At 32.0% G+C, this 15,945-nt stretch carries 18 protein-coding genes; 11 read left to right on the forward strand and 7 right to left on the reverse strand.

The genetic code is table 11. The annotated features are described in order from the left end of the window. Positions 1-9: 9 nt before the first annotated feature. The 3 genes from EF513_RS05940 to EF513_RS07935 all read right to left on the reverse strand — a co-directional run bounded on the left by EF513_RS05940 (position 10) and on the right by EF513_RS07935 (position 5,111). On the reverse strand, positions 10-2,094 hold the full coding sequence (locus tag EF513_RS05940; protein ID WP_125216488.1) for an F-box protein: 2,085 nt from the start codon (positions 2,092-2,094) through the stop codon (positions 10-12). Positions 2,095-2,283: 189 nt separating this feature from the next. Beyond that, positions 2,284-4,788 (reverse strand): leucine-rich repeat domain-containing protein, encoded by a 2,505-nt coding sequence (locus EF513_RS05945; RefSeq protein ID WP_125216489.1) that lies wholly within the window; start codon positions 4,786-4,788, stop codon positions 2,284-2,286. Between the two features lie 170 nt (positions 4,789-4,958). After that, positions 4,959-5,111 carry a hypothetical protein gene (locus EF513_RS07935; RefSeq protein ID WP_164503848.1) on the reverse strand — a complete coding sequence of 51 codons (153 nt, stop codon included), beginning with the start codon at positions 5,109-5,111 and terminating at the stop codon, positions 4,959-4,961. 363 nt (positions 5,112-5,474) lie between these two features. Between EF513_RS07935 and EF513_RS08175 the strand changes: the two genes are divergently transcribed. The 4 genes from EF513_RS08175 (at position 5,475) to EF513_RS05965 (ending at position 6,409) form a co-directional block, all read left to right on the forward strand. Beyond that, positions 5,475-5,615, forward strand: coding sequence for a DUF4113 domain-containing protein (locus EF513_RS08175; RefSeq protein ID WP_125216490.1), 141 nt, complete (start codon positions 5,475-5,477; stop codon positions 5,613-5,615). A gap of 69 nt (positions 5,616-5,684) precedes the next feature. Next, complete coding sequence (locus EF513_RS05955; RefSeq protein WP_125216491.1) at positions 5,685-5,927, forward strand: AbrB/MazE/SpoVT family DNA-binding domain-containing protein; 243 nt, start codon at positions 5,685-5,687, stop codon at positions 5,925-5,927. Further along, positions 5,921-6,247, forward strand: a complete 327-nt coding sequence (locus EF513_RS05960; protein ID WP_206425192.1) for a type II toxin-antitoxin system PemK/MazF family toxin — start codon at positions 5,921-5,923, stop codon at positions 6,245-6,247. Before EF513_RS05955 ends, EF513_RS05960 begins: the two co-directional genes overlap by 7 nt. 18 nt (positions 6,248-6,265) lie before the next feature. Beyond that, positions 6,266-6,409: a HigA family addiction module antitoxin gene (locus EF513_RS05965; protein WP_277592632.1), complete on the forward strand. Its 144-nt coding sequence runs from the start codon at positions 6,266-6,268 to the stop codon at positions 6,407-6,409. Here EF513_RS05965 and EF513_RS05970 read toward each other — a convergent pair. Beyond that, a complete protein-coding gene (locus tag EF513_RS05970; RefSeq protein WP_125216493.1) occupies positions 6,398-7,189 on the reverse strand; it encodes an ankyrin repeat domain-containing protein in 792 nt (263 codons plus the stop codon). The genes EF513_RS05965 and EF513_RS05970 overlap by 12 nt on opposite strands. Before the next feature lie 119 nt (positions 7,190-7,308). On the opposite strand from EF513_RS05970, the gene EF513_RS08180 reads away from it, so the two are divergent. Continuing rightward, a complete protein-coding gene (locus EF513_RS08180; protein ID WP_410528588.1) occupies positions 7,309-7,458 on the forward strand; it encodes a helix-turn-helix transcriptional regulator in 150 nt (49 codons plus the stop codon). Positions 7,459-7,694: 236 nt separating this feature from the next. Here the strand turns inward: EF513_RS08180 and EF513_RS05980 are convergent, their stop codons facing one another. Further along, positions 7,695-8,687 (reverse strand): ankyrin repeat domain-containing protein, encoded by a 993-nt coding sequence (locus EF513_RS05980; RefSeq protein ID WP_125216494.1) that lies wholly within the window; start codon positions 8,685-8,687, stop codon positions 7,695-7,697. Positions 8,688-9,092: 405 nt separating this feature from the next. Between EF513_RS05980 and EF513_RS05985 the strand changes: the two genes are divergently transcribed. Further along, on the forward strand, positions 9,093-9,611 hold the full coding sequence (locus tag EF513_RS05985; RefSeq protein WP_125216495.1) for a hypothetical protein: 519 nt from the start codon (positions 9,093-9,095) through the stop codon (positions 9,609-9,611). A 188-nt stretch (positions 9,612-9,799) separates the two neighbouring features. Continuing rightward, on the forward strand, positions 9,800-10,351 hold the full coding sequence (locus tag EF513_RS05990; RefSeq protein ID WP_125216496.1) for a hypothetical protein: 552 nt from the start codon (positions 9,800-9,802) through the stop codon (positions 10,349-10,351). A gap of 548 nt (positions 10,352-10,899) precedes the next feature. On the opposite strand, the gene EF513_RS05995 is transcribed toward EF513_RS05990, so the two are convergent. After that, positions 10,900-11,202 (reverse strand): hypothetical protein, encoded by a 303-nt coding sequence (locus EF513_RS05995; protein ID WP_125216497.1) that lies wholly within the window; start codon positions 11,200-11,202, stop codon positions 10,900-10,902. Between the two features lie 236 nt (positions 11,203-11,438). Here EF513_RS05995 and EF513_RS06000 point away from each other — a divergent pair, with 236 nt between their 5' ends. After that, on the forward strand, positions 11,439-12,047 hold the full coding sequence (locus EF513_RS06000) for a hypothetical protein (protein ID WP_125216498.1): 609 nt from the start codon (positions 11,439-11,441) through the stop codon (positions 12,045-12,047). A gap of 78 nt (positions 12,048-12,125) precedes the next feature. On the opposite strand, the gene EF513_RS06005 is transcribed toward EF513_RS06000, so the two are convergent. Then, on the reverse strand, positions 12,126-12,335 hold the full coding sequence (locus EF513_RS06005) for a hypothetical protein (RefSeq protein WP_125216499.1): 210 nt from the start codon (positions 12,333-12,335) through the stop codon (positions 12,126-12,128). Between the two features lie 192 nt (positions 12,336-12,527). Here EF513_RS06005 and EF513_RS06010 point away from each other — a divergent pair, with 192 nt between their 5' ends. The 3 genes from EF513_RS06010 (at position 12,528) to EF513_RS06020 (ending at position 15,746) form a co-directional block, all read left to right on the forward strand. Then, the gene (locus EF513_RS06010; protein WP_125216500.1) at positions 12,528-12,938 is read left to right on the forward strand and encodes a hypothetical protein; all 411 of its coding nucleotides are present in this window, start codon (positions 12,528-12,530) and stop codon (positions 12,936-12,938) included. Positions 12,939-13,218: 280 nt separating this feature from the next. Continuing rightward, positions 13,219-14,292, forward strand: a complete 1,074-nt coding sequence (locus EF513_RS06015) for a hypothetical protein (RefSeq protein ID WP_125216501.1) — start codon at positions 13,219-13,221, stop codon at positions 14,290-14,292. Positions 14,293-14,333: 41 nt separating this feature from the next. After that, positions 14,334-15,746 (forward strand): RING finger protein, encoded by a 1,413-nt coding sequence (locus EF513_RS06020; protein WP_125216502.1) that lies wholly within the window; start codon positions 14,334-14,336, stop codon positions 15,744-15,746. The last annotated feature ends 199 nt before the right edge of the window (positions 15,747-15,945 follow it).

Genomic DNA, 15,945 nt, shown 5'->3' on the forward strand with positions numbered 1-15,945 from the left:
ATAAGAGACTTATTTAAACCCAAACCAATTAATAAAACTTCTAGCTTGAGAAGTGACCATGCTTACATAGCTTTGAGGTTGCTGAGGAACTCGCTGTTCTAAGCGTTCTAATCTTTTTAATTCTTCTTCTCTAGCTGTATTAAAAGGTTTATTTAAAGATCGCCTTAAAGAGTGACTAAACTCAATTGTAATATCTCTATTCTGAATCTTTTTTACATAAGCATAGGCTTTACCTAACGCTTTAGCTCCTGTATGTCCTATGTTATTTTCAGCTAAATAAAGAGAAGTAATAGTATTACTAACTTTCAAAGTAGTAGCTATTGCTTTAGCTCCCGCAGATTTTATGTAATTGTATTCTAAGTTAAGAGAAGTAAGGATTTTGTTAGTTTTTAAAGCAATAGCTATTGCTTGAGCTCCCATAGATTCTATGTCATTGCATTTTAAGTTAAGAGAAGTAAGGGTTTTATTAGCTTGTAAAGCATATGCTATTGCTATAGCTCCCGCATCTCCTATGCTATTATATTCTAAGTTAAGAGCTCTAAGAGCTTTGTTAGTTTTTAAAGCATTAGCTAACTCCTTAGCTCCCGCATCTCCTATGCTATTATATTTTAAGTGAAGAGAAGTTAGAGTAGTAGTATTAGTTTTTAAAGCATTAGCTAACTCCTTAGCTCCCGCATCTTCTATGCTATTATATTCTAAGTTAAGAGATCTAAGAGCTTTGTTAGTTTTTAAAGCTTCAGCTAAATCTTGAGCTCCCGCAGTTTTTATGCTATTAGATCTTATGTTTAGAGAAGTTAGGGTCTTATTAGTTTGTAAAGCATATGCTAAATCCTTGGCTCCCGCATCTCCTATGCTATTATTACTTAAGTAAAGAAAACTAAGAGTAGTGTTAATTTTTAAATAGCCAGCTATTGCTTGAGCTCCCGCATCTCCTATGCCATTTGCTCCCAAGTTAAGAGAAGTAAGAGTGGTGTTAGTGTTTAAAGCATTTGTTAAATCCTTGGCTCCCGCATCTCCTATGTTATTACATTCTAAGTTAAGAGAAGTTAGAGTAGTATTATTAGTTTTTAAAGCTTTAGCTAATTCATTGCTTCCAGCGTCTCCTATTTTATTACTACCTAAATTAAGAGATCTAAGAGCTTTGTTAGTTTTTAAAGCTTTAGCTAATTCATTGCTTCCAGCGTCTCCTATTTTATTACTATCTAAATTAAGAGATCTAAGAGCTTTGTTAGTTTTTAAAGTATCAGCTAATTCATTGCTTCCAGTGTCTCCTATTTTATTACTACTTAAATTAAGAGATCTAAGAGTAGCGTTAGTTTTTAAATAGTCAGCTATTGTTTTAGCTCCCATATCTCCTATGGCGCAGTGTGCTAATTCAAGAACAGTAATATGATTAGCAATATGTTTAGCTTGATCATAAGTTACTTGGATAACTTCATTATTATAGCTTATGTTAATAGGTTCTGGTGGATTTTGGTTATTACTAAGTTTAATAATATCTAATAGGGGGTTAATTAAATCTTTATTGCATGAGAGCACCGTCTGGTTAATGTCAATTTTTAATAAGTAGGGCTTATTTTGTAGCTGATCATATGCTTTAATATAATTAACTAAATCTTCTAAAGAATTTATAGTATATTCTATCTCAACTTTCTGCTTGCTATTGATTTGCTGTTGCTTTTGCTCTAAATCGTACAATACTTTTATAAGAGTTTCTACCGTAACTGTCTTTTGAGCGATTGGTGTAATTGCAGCTGCATTACCCTCAAAGTATCTATCAAGCTGGATATCATTTTTATCCTCTTGCAGGCCTTTATATCTATAATCTATAAAGGTTCTGGCGTGTTCTAGAGGAACTTGAAGCTTAGATAAGAAAGCTGTATCAATATATTTAGGATCAAACTTCCCTGTAGCATAGTAGGCTAAAGCTTTTTTAGCATATTCTTGCCATTTATTAGATACTAACCTGTGGATAAATAAATCTTTATTAGGAAGAAAACCAAGAAGATTGTAGATTACATCCAAAGGAAGCAAGCTATCATCAGGCATATTAGCCAATGTAGTTACCTGAGTAGCTAAAGTTTCGTTAGCCATTACGCGAACCTATATTAATAATAAAACTGCCGATATATTAATATAAAATTAATAAAATTAAAGTCATTAACTAAAAAAGCTTTTAGTTAAAATAAATCTTCTATTTAGCAAAATGGCTTAGCTTCAAAACTATAAAAAAAGGCCGGCAATAAACCGACCTTAATTATAGCAAAGGGTTAATAAAGGTGTTTAAAAAATTCCACGTTCTTTACCTTTACTCGCTACCATATCTACAAAACTCTCGGCTTGTTGAAATTCTGGGGATTTTAATTTTTCTTGTGCCTCTAGTTGTTCTAATCTTGCTAACTCTTCGTTTTTTGCTTCCTCGAAAATTATTCCCCAATCCTCCTCTCTAAGAATAATTGTAATATCTCTATTTTGAGTCTTTTTAATATAAGCGCTGGCTTTGCCTAAGGCGCTAGCTCCCGCAGCTTTTATGTAATTATGACATAAATCAAGAGAAGTGAGAGTAGTATTAATTGTTAAAGCAGCAGCTATTGCTTGAGCTCCCGCAGCTCCTATGCTATTCCATTTTAAGTTAAGAAATCTAAGAGCTTTATTAGTTTTTAAAGCTTCAGCTATTGCGCTAGCTCCCGCAGCTTTTATGTAATTATGACATAAATCAAGAGAAGTGAGAGTAGTATTAATTGTTAAAGCAGCAGCTATTGCTTTAGCTCCTACGTCTCCTATGTCATTCAAATTTAAGTTAAGAAACCTAAGGGCTTTATTAATTTTTAAAGCATCTGCTAAATCCTTAGCTCCAGCATCTCCTATTTCATTATGGGTTAAATCAAGATGAGCAAGAGCTTTGTTAGTTTTCAAAGCATCAGCTAAATCCTTAGCTCCCGCATCTCCTATTTTATTCTCGGTGAAATCAAGATGAGCAAGGGCTTTGTTAGTTTTTAAAGCATCAGCTAAATCCTTGGCTCCTGCCTCTTTTATTTTATTCTCAACTAAATTAAGAGAAGTAAGAGTAGTGTTGGTTTTTAAAGCCTCAGCTAAATCCTTAGCTCCCGCATCTCCTATTTTATTATGCCTTAAGTCAAGATATCTAAGAGCTTTGTTAGTGTTTAAAGCATCAGCTAAATCCTTAGCTCCCTCTGCTCCTATGCTATTACCTTCCAAGTTAAGAGAATTAAGAGTAGTGTTAGTTTTTAAAGCTTCAGCTATTGCTGTAGCTCCTGCATCTTCTATGCTATTCCAATTTAAGCTAAGAGAAGTTAGAGTAGTATTAATTGTTAAAGCATCAGCTATTGCTTTAGCTCCTACGTCTCCTATGTCATTCAAATTTAAGTTAAGAAACCTAAGGGCTTTATTAATTTTTAAAGCATCTGCTAAATCCTTAGCTCCCACGTCTTCTATCTTACTACGTTCTAAATTAAGAGAGCTAAGAGTAGCGTTAGTTTTTAAAGTAATAGCTATTGCTGTAGCTCCTGCAGCTCCTATGCTATTATGCCCCAATTCAAGAAAAGCAAGAGTAGTGTTAGTTTTTAAAGTAATAGCTATTGCTGTAGCTCCTGCAGCTCCTATGCTATTATGCCCCAATTCAAGAAAAGCAAGAGTAGTGTTAGCTTTTAAAGCATCAGCTAAATCCTTAGCTCCCGCATCTCCTATTCTATTATGCCTTAAGTTAAGATATCTAAGAGCTTTATTAGTGTTTAAAGCATCAGCTATTGCTATAGCTTCCGCAGCTTTTATGTCATTCCAACTTAAGTTAAGAGAAGCAAGAGTGGTATTAGTGTTTAAAGCATTAGCTATTGCTTTAACTCCCTCTGCTCCTATGTTATTCCAATTTAAGTTAAGATATCTAAGAGCTTTATTAGTGTTTAAAGCATCAGCTATTGCTATAGCTTCCGCAGCTTTTATGTCATTTGCTTGCAAGTTAAGAGAGCTAAGAGCTTTGTTAGTTTTTAAAGCATTAGCTAAATCCTGAGCTCCTGCAGATCTTATATAGCAGCTTGCTAATTCAAGAACAGTCATATGGTTAGCAATATGTTTAGCTTGATCATAAGTTACCTGGATAGCTTCATTATTATAGCTTATGGTAATAGATTCTGGTGGATTTTGGTTATTACTAAATTTAATAATATCTAATAGGGGGTTAATTAAATCTTTATTACGTGAGGGCATCGTCTGATTAATGTCAATCTTTAATAAGTAATGCTTATCTTTGAGCTGATCATATGCTTTAATGTAATTAACTAAACCTTCTAAAGAATTTATAGTATATTCTATTTCTACTTTCTGCTTGCTATTGATTTTCTGCTGCTTTTGCTCTAAATCGTGTAATGCTTTTATAAGAGTTGCTACCGTAACTGTCTTTTGAGCGATTAGTGTAATTGCAGCTGCATTACCCTCAAGGTATCTATCAAGTTGGTTATCATTTTTATCCTCTTGCAGGTCTTTATATCTATATTCAATAAAAGTTTTTGCTAATTCTAGCGGAACTAGCAGCTTAGATAAGAAAGCAGTATCGATATATTTAAGATCAAACTTTCCTGTAGCATAGTAAGCTAAAGCTTTTTTAGCATATTCTTGCCATTCCTTTAGTACTAGCTTGCCATTAGCAATATCTTTATTAGATGAGAGAAAGCTTAGAGTTTTGATGGCCAAATCTTCTGGAAGAGAACTAAAGTTAGTAATAAGGCTGTTATCCAATGAAGTTACTTGAGTATTTAATGTTTCATTAATCATAACTAATACCTATATTAATTATTATCCACCAAATATTAACACTCAATGAATAAAAAAAAGCTTTAAATTAAAATAAATTTCCTATTTAGCAAAATGGCTTAGCTTTAAAACTATAAAAAAAGGCCGGCAATAAACCGACCTTAATTATAGCAAAGGATTAATAAGTGTGTTTAAAAAATTCCACGTTCTCTACCTTGTCTTGCTACCATATTTACAAAACTCTCGGCTTGTTGAAATTCTGGGGATTTTAATTTTTCTTGTGCCTCTAGCTTTTCTAATCTTGCTAGCTCTTCTTTTTTTGCTTCCTCGAAAATTATTATCAAATCATCATTAAGGACAATTGTAATATCTCTATTTTAGTGAGCTGACTAATAAATACGGCAATCAAGAAAGATTACAAAAGCTTTTTGTTAATATTAACAAAATTCTTTAGTTAAAGGAATACAGGTACGCCTAAGAACTAATAAATTTAGCAACAAGCAAAACTAGCAATATGATAGCAAGCTGGAGATACTAAAGGATTACACAGACTCGATAGTCATTTTAAACCAAAGAGCTAATGTGAGATACTTGAAAAACTTTATAAAAAAGGGATAGTACTTTTTGACCTAATTAATAATAAGGAAGGCAATCTAAATCTTTTTCAATCAAGTGAAACTCAAAAAAAAGAAGATCCAAGTAACATTATGTATGAGCTTAATCAGAAGCTTGGAAAAAATACATTGTTTATGGGTAGCTGTCTTTCAAAAAATGAATGGAAAATGAAACAAGGCAATGTATCGCCTAAGTATACTACAAATTGGGATGAGATATTAGAAATCAGTTGACTTTTTGATCATAATATTGACATTAAGGCAGAAAGTAATTACAATGTAACTACAAATAGAGAGGATAAAATGCAGGTTAATATAATAAAAATTGGGAATTCCCAGGGAATAAGAATACCGAAGAGCCTATTAGAGAGGTTTAATGGAGCCCAAAGTTTTGAAATAGTTGAAAGCGATAATCAAATAGTATTAAAGCCAATAACAGCTGTGCGTAAAAGTTGGGAAAAGAGCTTTAAAAATGAGCAGGTAGATAATGAGTTTAGGGATTTGGATATTCATAACTCATTTGATCAAGAAGAATGGGAATGGTAACAGCATACAAGCAGTTTGCTATTTTTTTAGCAAACCTAGATCCTACATTAGGTAGTGAGATTAAAAAAACCAGACCTTGTGTTATTATTTCTCCAGATGAGATGAATAAATACTTAAATACAGTTATTATTGCTCCTTTAACATCTGTTGCTCGTATGTATCCTACGCGGGTAAGTTGTATCTTCGATAATAAGAAAGGACAAATAGCTTTAGATCAGATGAGAACAGTAGATAAAACTAGGCTAGTAAAAATTATTGGTGAAGTCAAAAATCTTGAATCATCAATGATAAAAAAAACTTTAATAGAAATGTTTTCGTAAATAGGAAGAATTAATCAGATTATAAATGGTAAAAGAGTTATTACTGCAGAGACAGCTTTGATTCTCGCAAGATATTTTGGTACTACACCACAATTCTGGTTAAATTTACAGAATAATTATGATTTCAAAGTAGCTGCTGCTAATTTAAAACTAATTAGGTGACCGACCAAAGGATTCCTGTCTTTTCTTATTATCATAATTTGAGATGCCTGGTTCATGCTCTTTAGTCGGCCTCTTTATAAATGTATCTTTGCCTTTTTCAATGGCTTTTTGTAATAACTTTATTTCTTCTTCATTGGTCTCGGTAAATTCTTTAAATAATTCCTCAAGCGGCAAATCAAAGAGCTCACTCTTTACAGTATAATCTGCACCTAGGGCGATAAATTTTTCAACTAGATCATATTTTTTGTACATAGCAGCAAGTTGTAAAGCGTTAAACTTATGAGCTTCTACATAATCATAGCCATTATTAATATATGAAACAATATGCTCAACTTCTTGATTTAATATTTCTTTTATATCAGGTCTATTAATATATCTCTCTAGTAATATCTTAATGATTTTACTATTTTCATCGCTAGGAAGAGTAATAATCGCTATATGCAAGGCATTTTGTTGTAGATCAGTGCATTCTAAAAGATCTGCGCCTTTATCTAATAACATTTCTACACCTTCTACGAAATCATGATCTATCGCTAAATGAAGAGGGGTAACACCGGAAGAATTTTGCTTATTCACTTGTATTTCATTACGCTGTAAAAGTAATTTTATGGTTTTAATGCGATTATATCTACAAGCTTCATGCAAAGGAGTGTCACCCGAGCTATTAATAGCATTTACGTTGGCACCATTATGAATTAAAGATTGTACTTGATCTGTAAAACCTGTCCAAGCAGCAGAAAGGAGCCGATGCTCTAAAGAATATTGAGGAGAAGTTGGCATAAAACCTCCATTCTATATTAGAAAAAGTTAAAAAATAACATAAAAACTATAACATTTAATATTTGGCTAATCAATAAATATCAAAAAACAGGTGGCTAAGTGATTAATATATTCAGATTATAAATGGCAAAAGAACGATTACTGCAGAGATAGCTTTAATCATAGCTAGGCATTTTGGTACAACACTACAATTCTGGCTCAATTTGCAGAATGAATATGACCTAAAAATTGCAGAAGTGCATTTAAAAAGATTAAATATAGCTTGGTAAAAAGCCATTAAGAGAGAAATAAGAAATAAGTATTAACTAGTAAAAGATTGATGAAGATTATAAAGCAATTGAAAGCAAAATATGAATAGAAGTAATTAATTTCATCCTATGTTCCTTTAATAAAAAAAGTTCTAGTAGAAATATTTTTTTCTAAATAAAAGATAGGAAGATGGAAATATTCAGGCTTATAGCTTACCTATACATTGAATAATAGGCAATCCCGCTCTTCTACATCCTTATTTGCCTTTATAACTTTTTGTCTGCTGCTCAGAGGATTGTTTGTTATATTTTCTGGTATATCTTCCGTAGTTTGTTTTATGTTTTTTATAGGCTGGGTTATCATCAATAGAAACATCTTTTTCTCGTTTTCCTAAAGTCTTTTGTTTTGATTTGTGTTGCTCACCATTGCTAATTTTTGCCTCTTGGGCAGCATTAATTCTTGCATGTTGATCCTCTATGCCTTTTTCTATTGCTGTCCTGAATTCATCTATCTTGTCCTCTGACGAATGATATTCCGTATATAATGCCTCTAAGGAACTTAATTTAGGGTCATCTTTATTTATTTCAGCTGGATAATATTTCATTAAAATAGGTATCAGCTCTAAATAGCCTTCCATTGCTGCTGCTTCTAGGGGAGTAAATTCTCCAGCCATATCTTCCCCTTCTTCATCAAACTGATGATTGGAAAGAGTTGCCTTTTGATCTAATATTTTTGTAAGAATATTATAATCTTTAAGAGATGCTAGCAATACTTCCAGCATTTCTTTATTATTTGAAATCACTGCCTTATGTATAGAAGTCATGTTCCAATTATTAGATATAGTCATATCGGCTTTATGTTCCAGAAGAAGTTTAGCGCCATATATAAAGTCTTTACTTACCGCACAATATAAAGCTGTATCTCCATATTTATCTTTAATATTAACTTTTGCTCCTTTTGCTAATAATAACTCCATGATCTTTTTATTTTTAAATCTTGTGGCAATCATTAATGCGGTTTCTCGATCATAAGTTTCTTTTTGCTTATTTATATCAATCTTATTTTTGCTTAGAAGGAATTCAATTATGTCTATACTTTGCTTGCCTACCGCATAATGTAGTAAGGTAATTCCTCCTAAATCTTCTAGATCAACGTTTGCACCTTGCTCTATTAAGGTTTTGGCCTTATTTAAATCTTTTTTCCAAACTGCGTGAATTAGTTCTCTATCTTTTGGTGTTAATTCTTTCATAATATACCTTATCTAAATAGTGATTTTTCCTATCATGTCACTAGTAATATAAAGCATCAATAAATATAATATTCCCCTTATAACTTTACAATATTTAACTATATAGATAGGAAATTTAATACTTTTCTTAAATTATTAATAATTGCTTTTTGGAAGTAATTATTTATGGTAGAATTGATCAGATATGTTAGCAATATAGGTTTAAATTAAATGTCTAGCTCTAAATCAATCCAGCAACAAAGCCATGATACGCCTGGTCCAGGGAGAGAATGTTTGTGGCGCAGTATGCTTTGATGGAGAAAAGCTTCTTTTTGCTAGCAACAATGAGGATAATTCTTTAGCTGAAGAATTAAAGAGTATATAAATTTTTTAGCATACAAATGTATTAACGTTAACCAAGATAACTTGAAACAAACTAGAGACGATATATTAAAAAACTATAGTTTTCTATATAAAGAGGTAACGAAAAATCCAGGCCGCCCATCATCAGTTTTTATTAAAGCTCTTGATAAAGTTACAATATCAATATTAGATTATTATACTAGACCTAAAGGGAGCACAGCCTTTAAAAAACCATTAATAATAGCAATCGAAGAAAACCACATTATAATCATAAGAAAACCTCTAGGAATTAATGGTAGAAAAATTCATGTGGAAATGAAAATTATCCAAAAGTTACTAGAAGATAAAATCTTAAATAACACAAAAGAACCTATTTATATAGGAATATCTAAAAAATGTTGCTTACATTGTGAATACATTATTAGGGCTATAAATGAGAAATATTCTGCCGATATTCGAAGGGAAGAAGATGAAGATCAGGATATTCCAAATGCTTCTATTGAAACAAGAGAGGAACATGGGCATGGGCTTATTTTCCCTGCTGGCATTCCTCTTTTTTTACATCACAAGATTCTTTTTTGAATCCAGAACTTAAAAATGTCATAATCGAGCATGACTTAGAATTGATATGACCTAACTTAGAAAAGTTAGGAAAAAGGCTGAATATAGATAGGAACAATTTACAAGAAGCTTTAGAGCAATCTTTTAGCTTTAAAGCACAACAACGAGGCAATCAGTTTATTGCAGATTCAACTAATTCTCCTGATCCGGTGACAAAAGAAAAGCCTTTTAAAGAGATTTTAGAAGAAAAGCTTAGACAAATGTTACCAGGCAGATCTGTGGCAGCTTCTAGCCTATCCACTACAGCGCCAGGTGACACTGTTTCTGCAGCCAGCACATCAAGTGCAGAACAAGCGCCTACCTCTAAAAAACGTAAAAGAGAAGAGGAGAATACATACCCTGAAGCATCAGCTTCTGATAGAGAAAGAATGGACCATTATAGCTCTAAGAAACAGAAGACTAAAGGTGAATATGAGTACTTCAGTAGTGGCGCTAGCAGTAGTCATGGCCATGATAGATATGAACGCACTAGAGAGCACAGAAGAAGTCATGATCATGACAGAGATTATAGACATAGCCAAAGTTATGAGAACTATGATAGAGGTGCAAGCAGCAGACATGATTCGGAGAGAGCTGATCCTTATAGGAGAGATACTAGTAGGCATCATTCAAGAAGAGGCCATAGACACAATGATGCATATAACAGAGATGAAGGTCGTAGTAGAAAACAAAGCGACAGTAAACAGGAGCCTAGTAGGTAAAATAATACAATTAAAAAGAAGGTAGGTTTTACATTGGTTGATGAAGATTTAAATTTAGACACAAGGGTTTGTATGTAGTTATGATTATTATACTTACATGCCAGTATTAATAGCTTTACAAAAAGCGAATGCGCTTTGATAAAATTGTTTTGAAGTCCCTCTAATTCTTTTATATCTATTTCAATAGCTTTTGAGGTTAAGTTAATACCAGCTTTCATTTTAATTTCATCTTCGGTTATATTAATATCAAGTAACTTATACATAATCTTTTCTTAAATAATACATATGGTTGTTTTTTCTTTAATTATCATACTGTAACTAATTATCAGGAAATACGGTTGAAGACGCCATCTCACCTCATAAATCTAAAGGCTTATCTATTTGCTACTATTACTTTGCCTCTGATATTTCTACTATTTGTCACGCTTGCTCTGTCTATAGCTTTGATCTTTTATAGCATCTTATCATTAACAATCGGTTAATAACTATAATGAATTTATATTAATTATCATTGAGAAGAACGTTTATTCTTATAAATCAGTAGCTTACTAATATAACTTTTCGCTATTTAGTATAGATCTCACTTCTGTAAGTTTTTTATTCAGTTCCGGGAACTTTTCTGATAATGACTGAGTAACAATTTCCAGCCCTGATACTAAATCTAAACACGCATTAGCTGTTATTTTGCACTCATTTATTCCTTCCTTTAGTGAAGTATCTAATTGCTCTTGGATTTGGTTATATTGGTCCATCAGATCTAATTTTTGCTCATCACTAAGGCTTGTTATTTCTCTTAATGCCCTTAATATTTGTGCTTTTTTCTCTATGTTATCTATTACTTTATGCGGCATAATTGTTTATCCCATATCATATTTGGAGTTTTAAACTTTATTAATATGCAATTAATACTCTTTTAACAAAAGGTTAATTTATTTATTGTTGTATAAATTATCTCTATATAATAAAGTGATACGTGTCAATATAAAATATCGTTATTTACAATAGTTTTATAGAGATAAAATTTAACTATTTGAAATTTATGAATTTTAATTATATTGCTCGTAATCAATAAAATATAAATAATTACATGATGGATTTAAAAACAATAGCTGAGCGCTTAAAATATATAAGGTCTTTAACAGGTTTAAATCGAACCGAACTTTCCAATAATCATACTTTTCCTGAAATCACCTTGCGGATGTGGGAGAATAATCATAAACCTTTAACTGATAAAGGCATTAGGCGTTGCATAGAACTTTATCACCTAGAAGGAATATTTGTAACCGAAGAATGGCTAAAGCATGGGACTGGGCAACCTCCTATTAGATATACTTCTCTAACTAGCTTTAAGGCAAATGACGAAGAAAATCTTATTAAAGAACAAAAATACTTAAAAGATTTATATCCAGGTATTACCACTTACACTATTTATAATAATGATATGACACCATTTTTTAACATTGGTGATTTAGTGGGAGGAATTTTCCAGGAAAGTAATTTTGAGGGATTTCATAATAAAGATTGTATTACCAAGCTAAGTTCAGGAAAAATCGTCTTTAGACGATTCATGATAGCCAAAAATAACAGTTTTAACTTAATCGCCCTTAATCCACAAAATGATTCTGATGAACCAATAATCTACAATGCCCATGTAAAGGAGCTAGCTCCTTTATTATTTCATCGAGTTAAATTATAATAATTATTAAAAGATAATATTTTGTCTTCATCAATTTGAAATTCGTGCAAAGCGATTAGGATTATATATTTCTTTATATCAATCAGAAATGTTAAAATTAATCGCCCTACTCTGATATCCTTCCCCGTAAATTTCCTCAGCAAATCGCTTAGTAAAATTATCTGGATGATAGCTCTCTTTACAAAATCTTAGAGCTTTCTGTGCATCATTATAAGTTAAATACTTCCTCCTGTGTTCTATAGCAGAACGCAAGCTTGCCAGGTATCTCTTCTCATCATCTATTAACACTGCAATAGTAGGAGCAGAATTAATTAAACCTGATTTAGATCATATTCTTATACGCAAGTCACTCCAGCTCTAAGCTTAATTAATTCTAACTTCAGCAATTATCTTAAGGAACGAGGTGATAGTCAAATATATATAGAAGCCCTATTAGAAGCATATGAAAAAATCTGGAAAACAGCACATTATGAGGTTAGATTGCTAAGAGACAATAGAAAGAAACTAAAGCTCACTAAAACAGAGCAAGATTACATTAAAAACAAGGTTGAGCAGCAAGAAGTAATTTTACACTCTAGAGCATTAGAACTTCATATTAAAACCAAATGCGGTATTGAAAATGCACGTATAGCAGTTCGTATAGCTGATAGATATAAAGCAATTACTGGAGCTGATATTAAACCGAAAGAACTGCTGGATAATATAAAATCAATGCAGTTTACAGAGAATCTGATGGGAAGTAAGAAAGAGCAAGAACATTACAAGGTAAATGAAGTTTACTATAAGCTAGCTAATAATAAGCCTTGCAATAATCAAACCAATAAAAATATTCAGCAAGCTATAGAAAAGCATATTGAATCTACGCAAAATTACCTAAAATTAGAGAATTAAAAAACTCATCAGAAAGGCAATGGATTGGATTACTAATACTTGTTAAATTCAAGCATTTTCAAGAGGTTACTTAATATTAATATTTAAAAATCAACCTTCTATTTTGAAATTATTAGAATATTTCTCTATTGAGTGAAAAATATAAAAATTTCTCCCTTTAATAATTTTTAGTTGAATATAACCATTAATTTAATCTAATGGGAATATTAATATATTCTTAAGAATAATGCTGTTTGAACTTACTACTTAATGACAAATATTGCAACAATGGGGAGAGATTATGATTATTAAAAATTATTTAGATGATGATAATATTGAAAGTGCACTATCAAAACAATTTGAAGAAAAGAAAGAAAAAGCATCAGCGTTATATGAAGAATTACAGGAAACTAATATATCTTTGAAAACTTTAAAAGAACATTTAGAAGAATCAGAAAGAGAAATAAAGGAGATTGAAGGCTCTGAGGAATATAAAATAGGGTTAGCATACGAAGAGGCTAAAGCAGAGAAACAAAAAGCTACATATAAAGGTGAGACCTTAGAAAGAGTTGAACAACAAAAAAAAGCTTATAGAGAATCATTTACAAAAGACTCTATAGGAACTGGTGCAGGAGTCGGAGGTGTAGCTGGTATAGCAACAGTTAAATTCACAGGAGCAGGAGCAGCTGTTGCAAGTACAGAGGCTGCTGCTGGCATTGCTGCTTCTGTAGGTGTTAGTTCAGCAGTTGTAGCTGGTGCTGCGATAATAGGAGGTGTTGCCGTAGTAGGAGCAGGAGTAGGATATGTGTATGCATTACAACATGCTCAAGATGCAGCTGATAAAAAATTTAAAGAACAACTAGACAGGATTAATAGGATAGATAGAGAATATACAGAAGCAGAGAGTAGAGTATTAGCTGCAAACAAAATTATTGATGATATTAGTAGACCTGTTGTAATTCATCGGCAGTTAGCTAAAGAAATTAATAGATTCAAGTCTGAAATTGATGGGCTTAACAATAGAAAGCAAAATTTGGAACGTGAACATAAAAATATATGTAAAGCAAAGGGCTTTTTAGAGGCGCAATTAGATGAAATTAAACGTTACAAAAAGGAACAACAAATAGAAAGGGATATTAGACAAGAGTTAGAGGCTAAGATTAGAAGTGAACTGCAATCATCTAGAGATGAAGAACTTATACATAATGGTAAAATACCCCAATCACAGTTAAATGATAATTACTTTCAGCCTGCAGCTTCATCTTCACAAGCAGGAAGTTCGGTAAATCATAATGAAGATAATAATAAATGGCAAGATTATGTTACAGCAAGACAGCAGCAGGCTGGGCCTAGCAATACCCAAGGAATTGCGTAATAACATCTAAAAAATATCAATTTTTTAAATATAGAGGTACTATGCCAAATATGAATACTGCTGAAGAATTAAGTTTAGTTGAGTCAACTATATTTGATGCAAATCAGGATAGTGAAACAAGTCATTCAAGTGGTGTTTCTGACTTGGCTAAAGTTAGTTATCAAAATCTCTTAGATCCTATCATTAATGCTATTAATAAGGGTAGGGAAAGACTTGAAGAGCTTAAAGAGCAAGGTTATCATCAAAAATATCTGGTGGAAGCACTTTTCACAGGGGTAAAATTAGGTGCTGGGATTGGCGCTTTATTTGGAGCAGGAAGTTTTTTAGCTTATTATGACAAAGGTGCTTTATCAGCTGCATTGTTTGAATCTTTGAAGCTTTCTGCTGCTGCTACTGTAGCCTTTGGGGTAGTAACTGGTGGAGGGAATTTTGGGAAAAATGAGCTTGAATATTATGTGTACGGAAAATCAGATCATGAACTCCACACTAAGTTATTGCGCATAGAATATTATTCTCTCTTATTTAAGCCTAGGCCGTTTAAGATTTATAAATCCGAAGAACATGATAAAATAGCTGAGGAATTTTTCACTCGAGGTAATCATAATTACATATTCTTGATGGAAAAATATGTAAAAACCTTAAAACAAAGAATCCCTCTTTTAAAGAATCTTTATAATGAGAAAGTTGCAGAGGAGGAAAAGCTCAGAGAATTGAAAAGGAAGGTAAAATATTACGAAAGCAAGTTTGACTATCATCTAAAAGAGTTAATTGAGAGTAATGAATATCATGGTAAAGGTAGAGTTATCGATGAATATATAAAAAGGTTTGAAGAGCAAGAGGTTAATGTGGCAGGATTATTAGATCAAAAATATTATTGTGGAATAACCATGAATATAATGCGCGAGCCATATAAAGATCAAGCAGGGCATTATTATGAAGCAAGAAATATTCAAGATTGGCATGATCAAGGACACAGCAAATGTATCTTAAACCCTAATATAGAATTGCAGCCAGTAGTTAGGCTAATCAATGGTTACGATCCTTCCTCACAGGAATATGAAGATTATTATAGGAAAATGGTTCAGGAAGAACTTATTTTCTTAGAAAGAGATGAATCTGCCCTTAAAGAAAGGGATTTAAAAATAGAAAAAGCTATAAAAAGAGCTAATGATAATATGAAATATTTGCCACCTGCACCTGAGAGAAGAGAATATAAACTATTTACCGATGAACAAATGCAGGATGAAATTATTGGCATCTTAAGAGCAAAATGGCAAGAAGTAGCAAAAGAGCACAATCTTAATCCGCAAATTGAGAAGGAGTTTAACGAAGAGTGGTTATTCTCTAAAGCAGCTCAAGAAGAGCAAGAAAAAAATTATCAGGCTGCTAGAGAAAAAGTATTTGAAGAAACCAAGATTAAATTACCTATACAAAGCAAGGGTTGGTTTAGGTAAATAGCCAAGACATATATATAAATAAGGTATTATAAATATTTTACCTTATTTATATAGTACTATTTTTCTATAGGTAAGAAAATAGGCAGTTGCTCGCTTGTAACTTCTATTTGAATTAGTTTAGATTTAATATGACATTACTTGAAAAAGTAAGGTTATCCATTTTAATGTAAGTACAAATTTTAACATCATAACAAAA

Source organism: Rickettsiales endosymbiont of Stachyamoeba lipophora, from assembly GCF_003932735.1.
Lineage (GTDB): Bacteria > Pseudomonadota > Alphaproteobacteria > Rickettsiales > 33-17 > RICK01.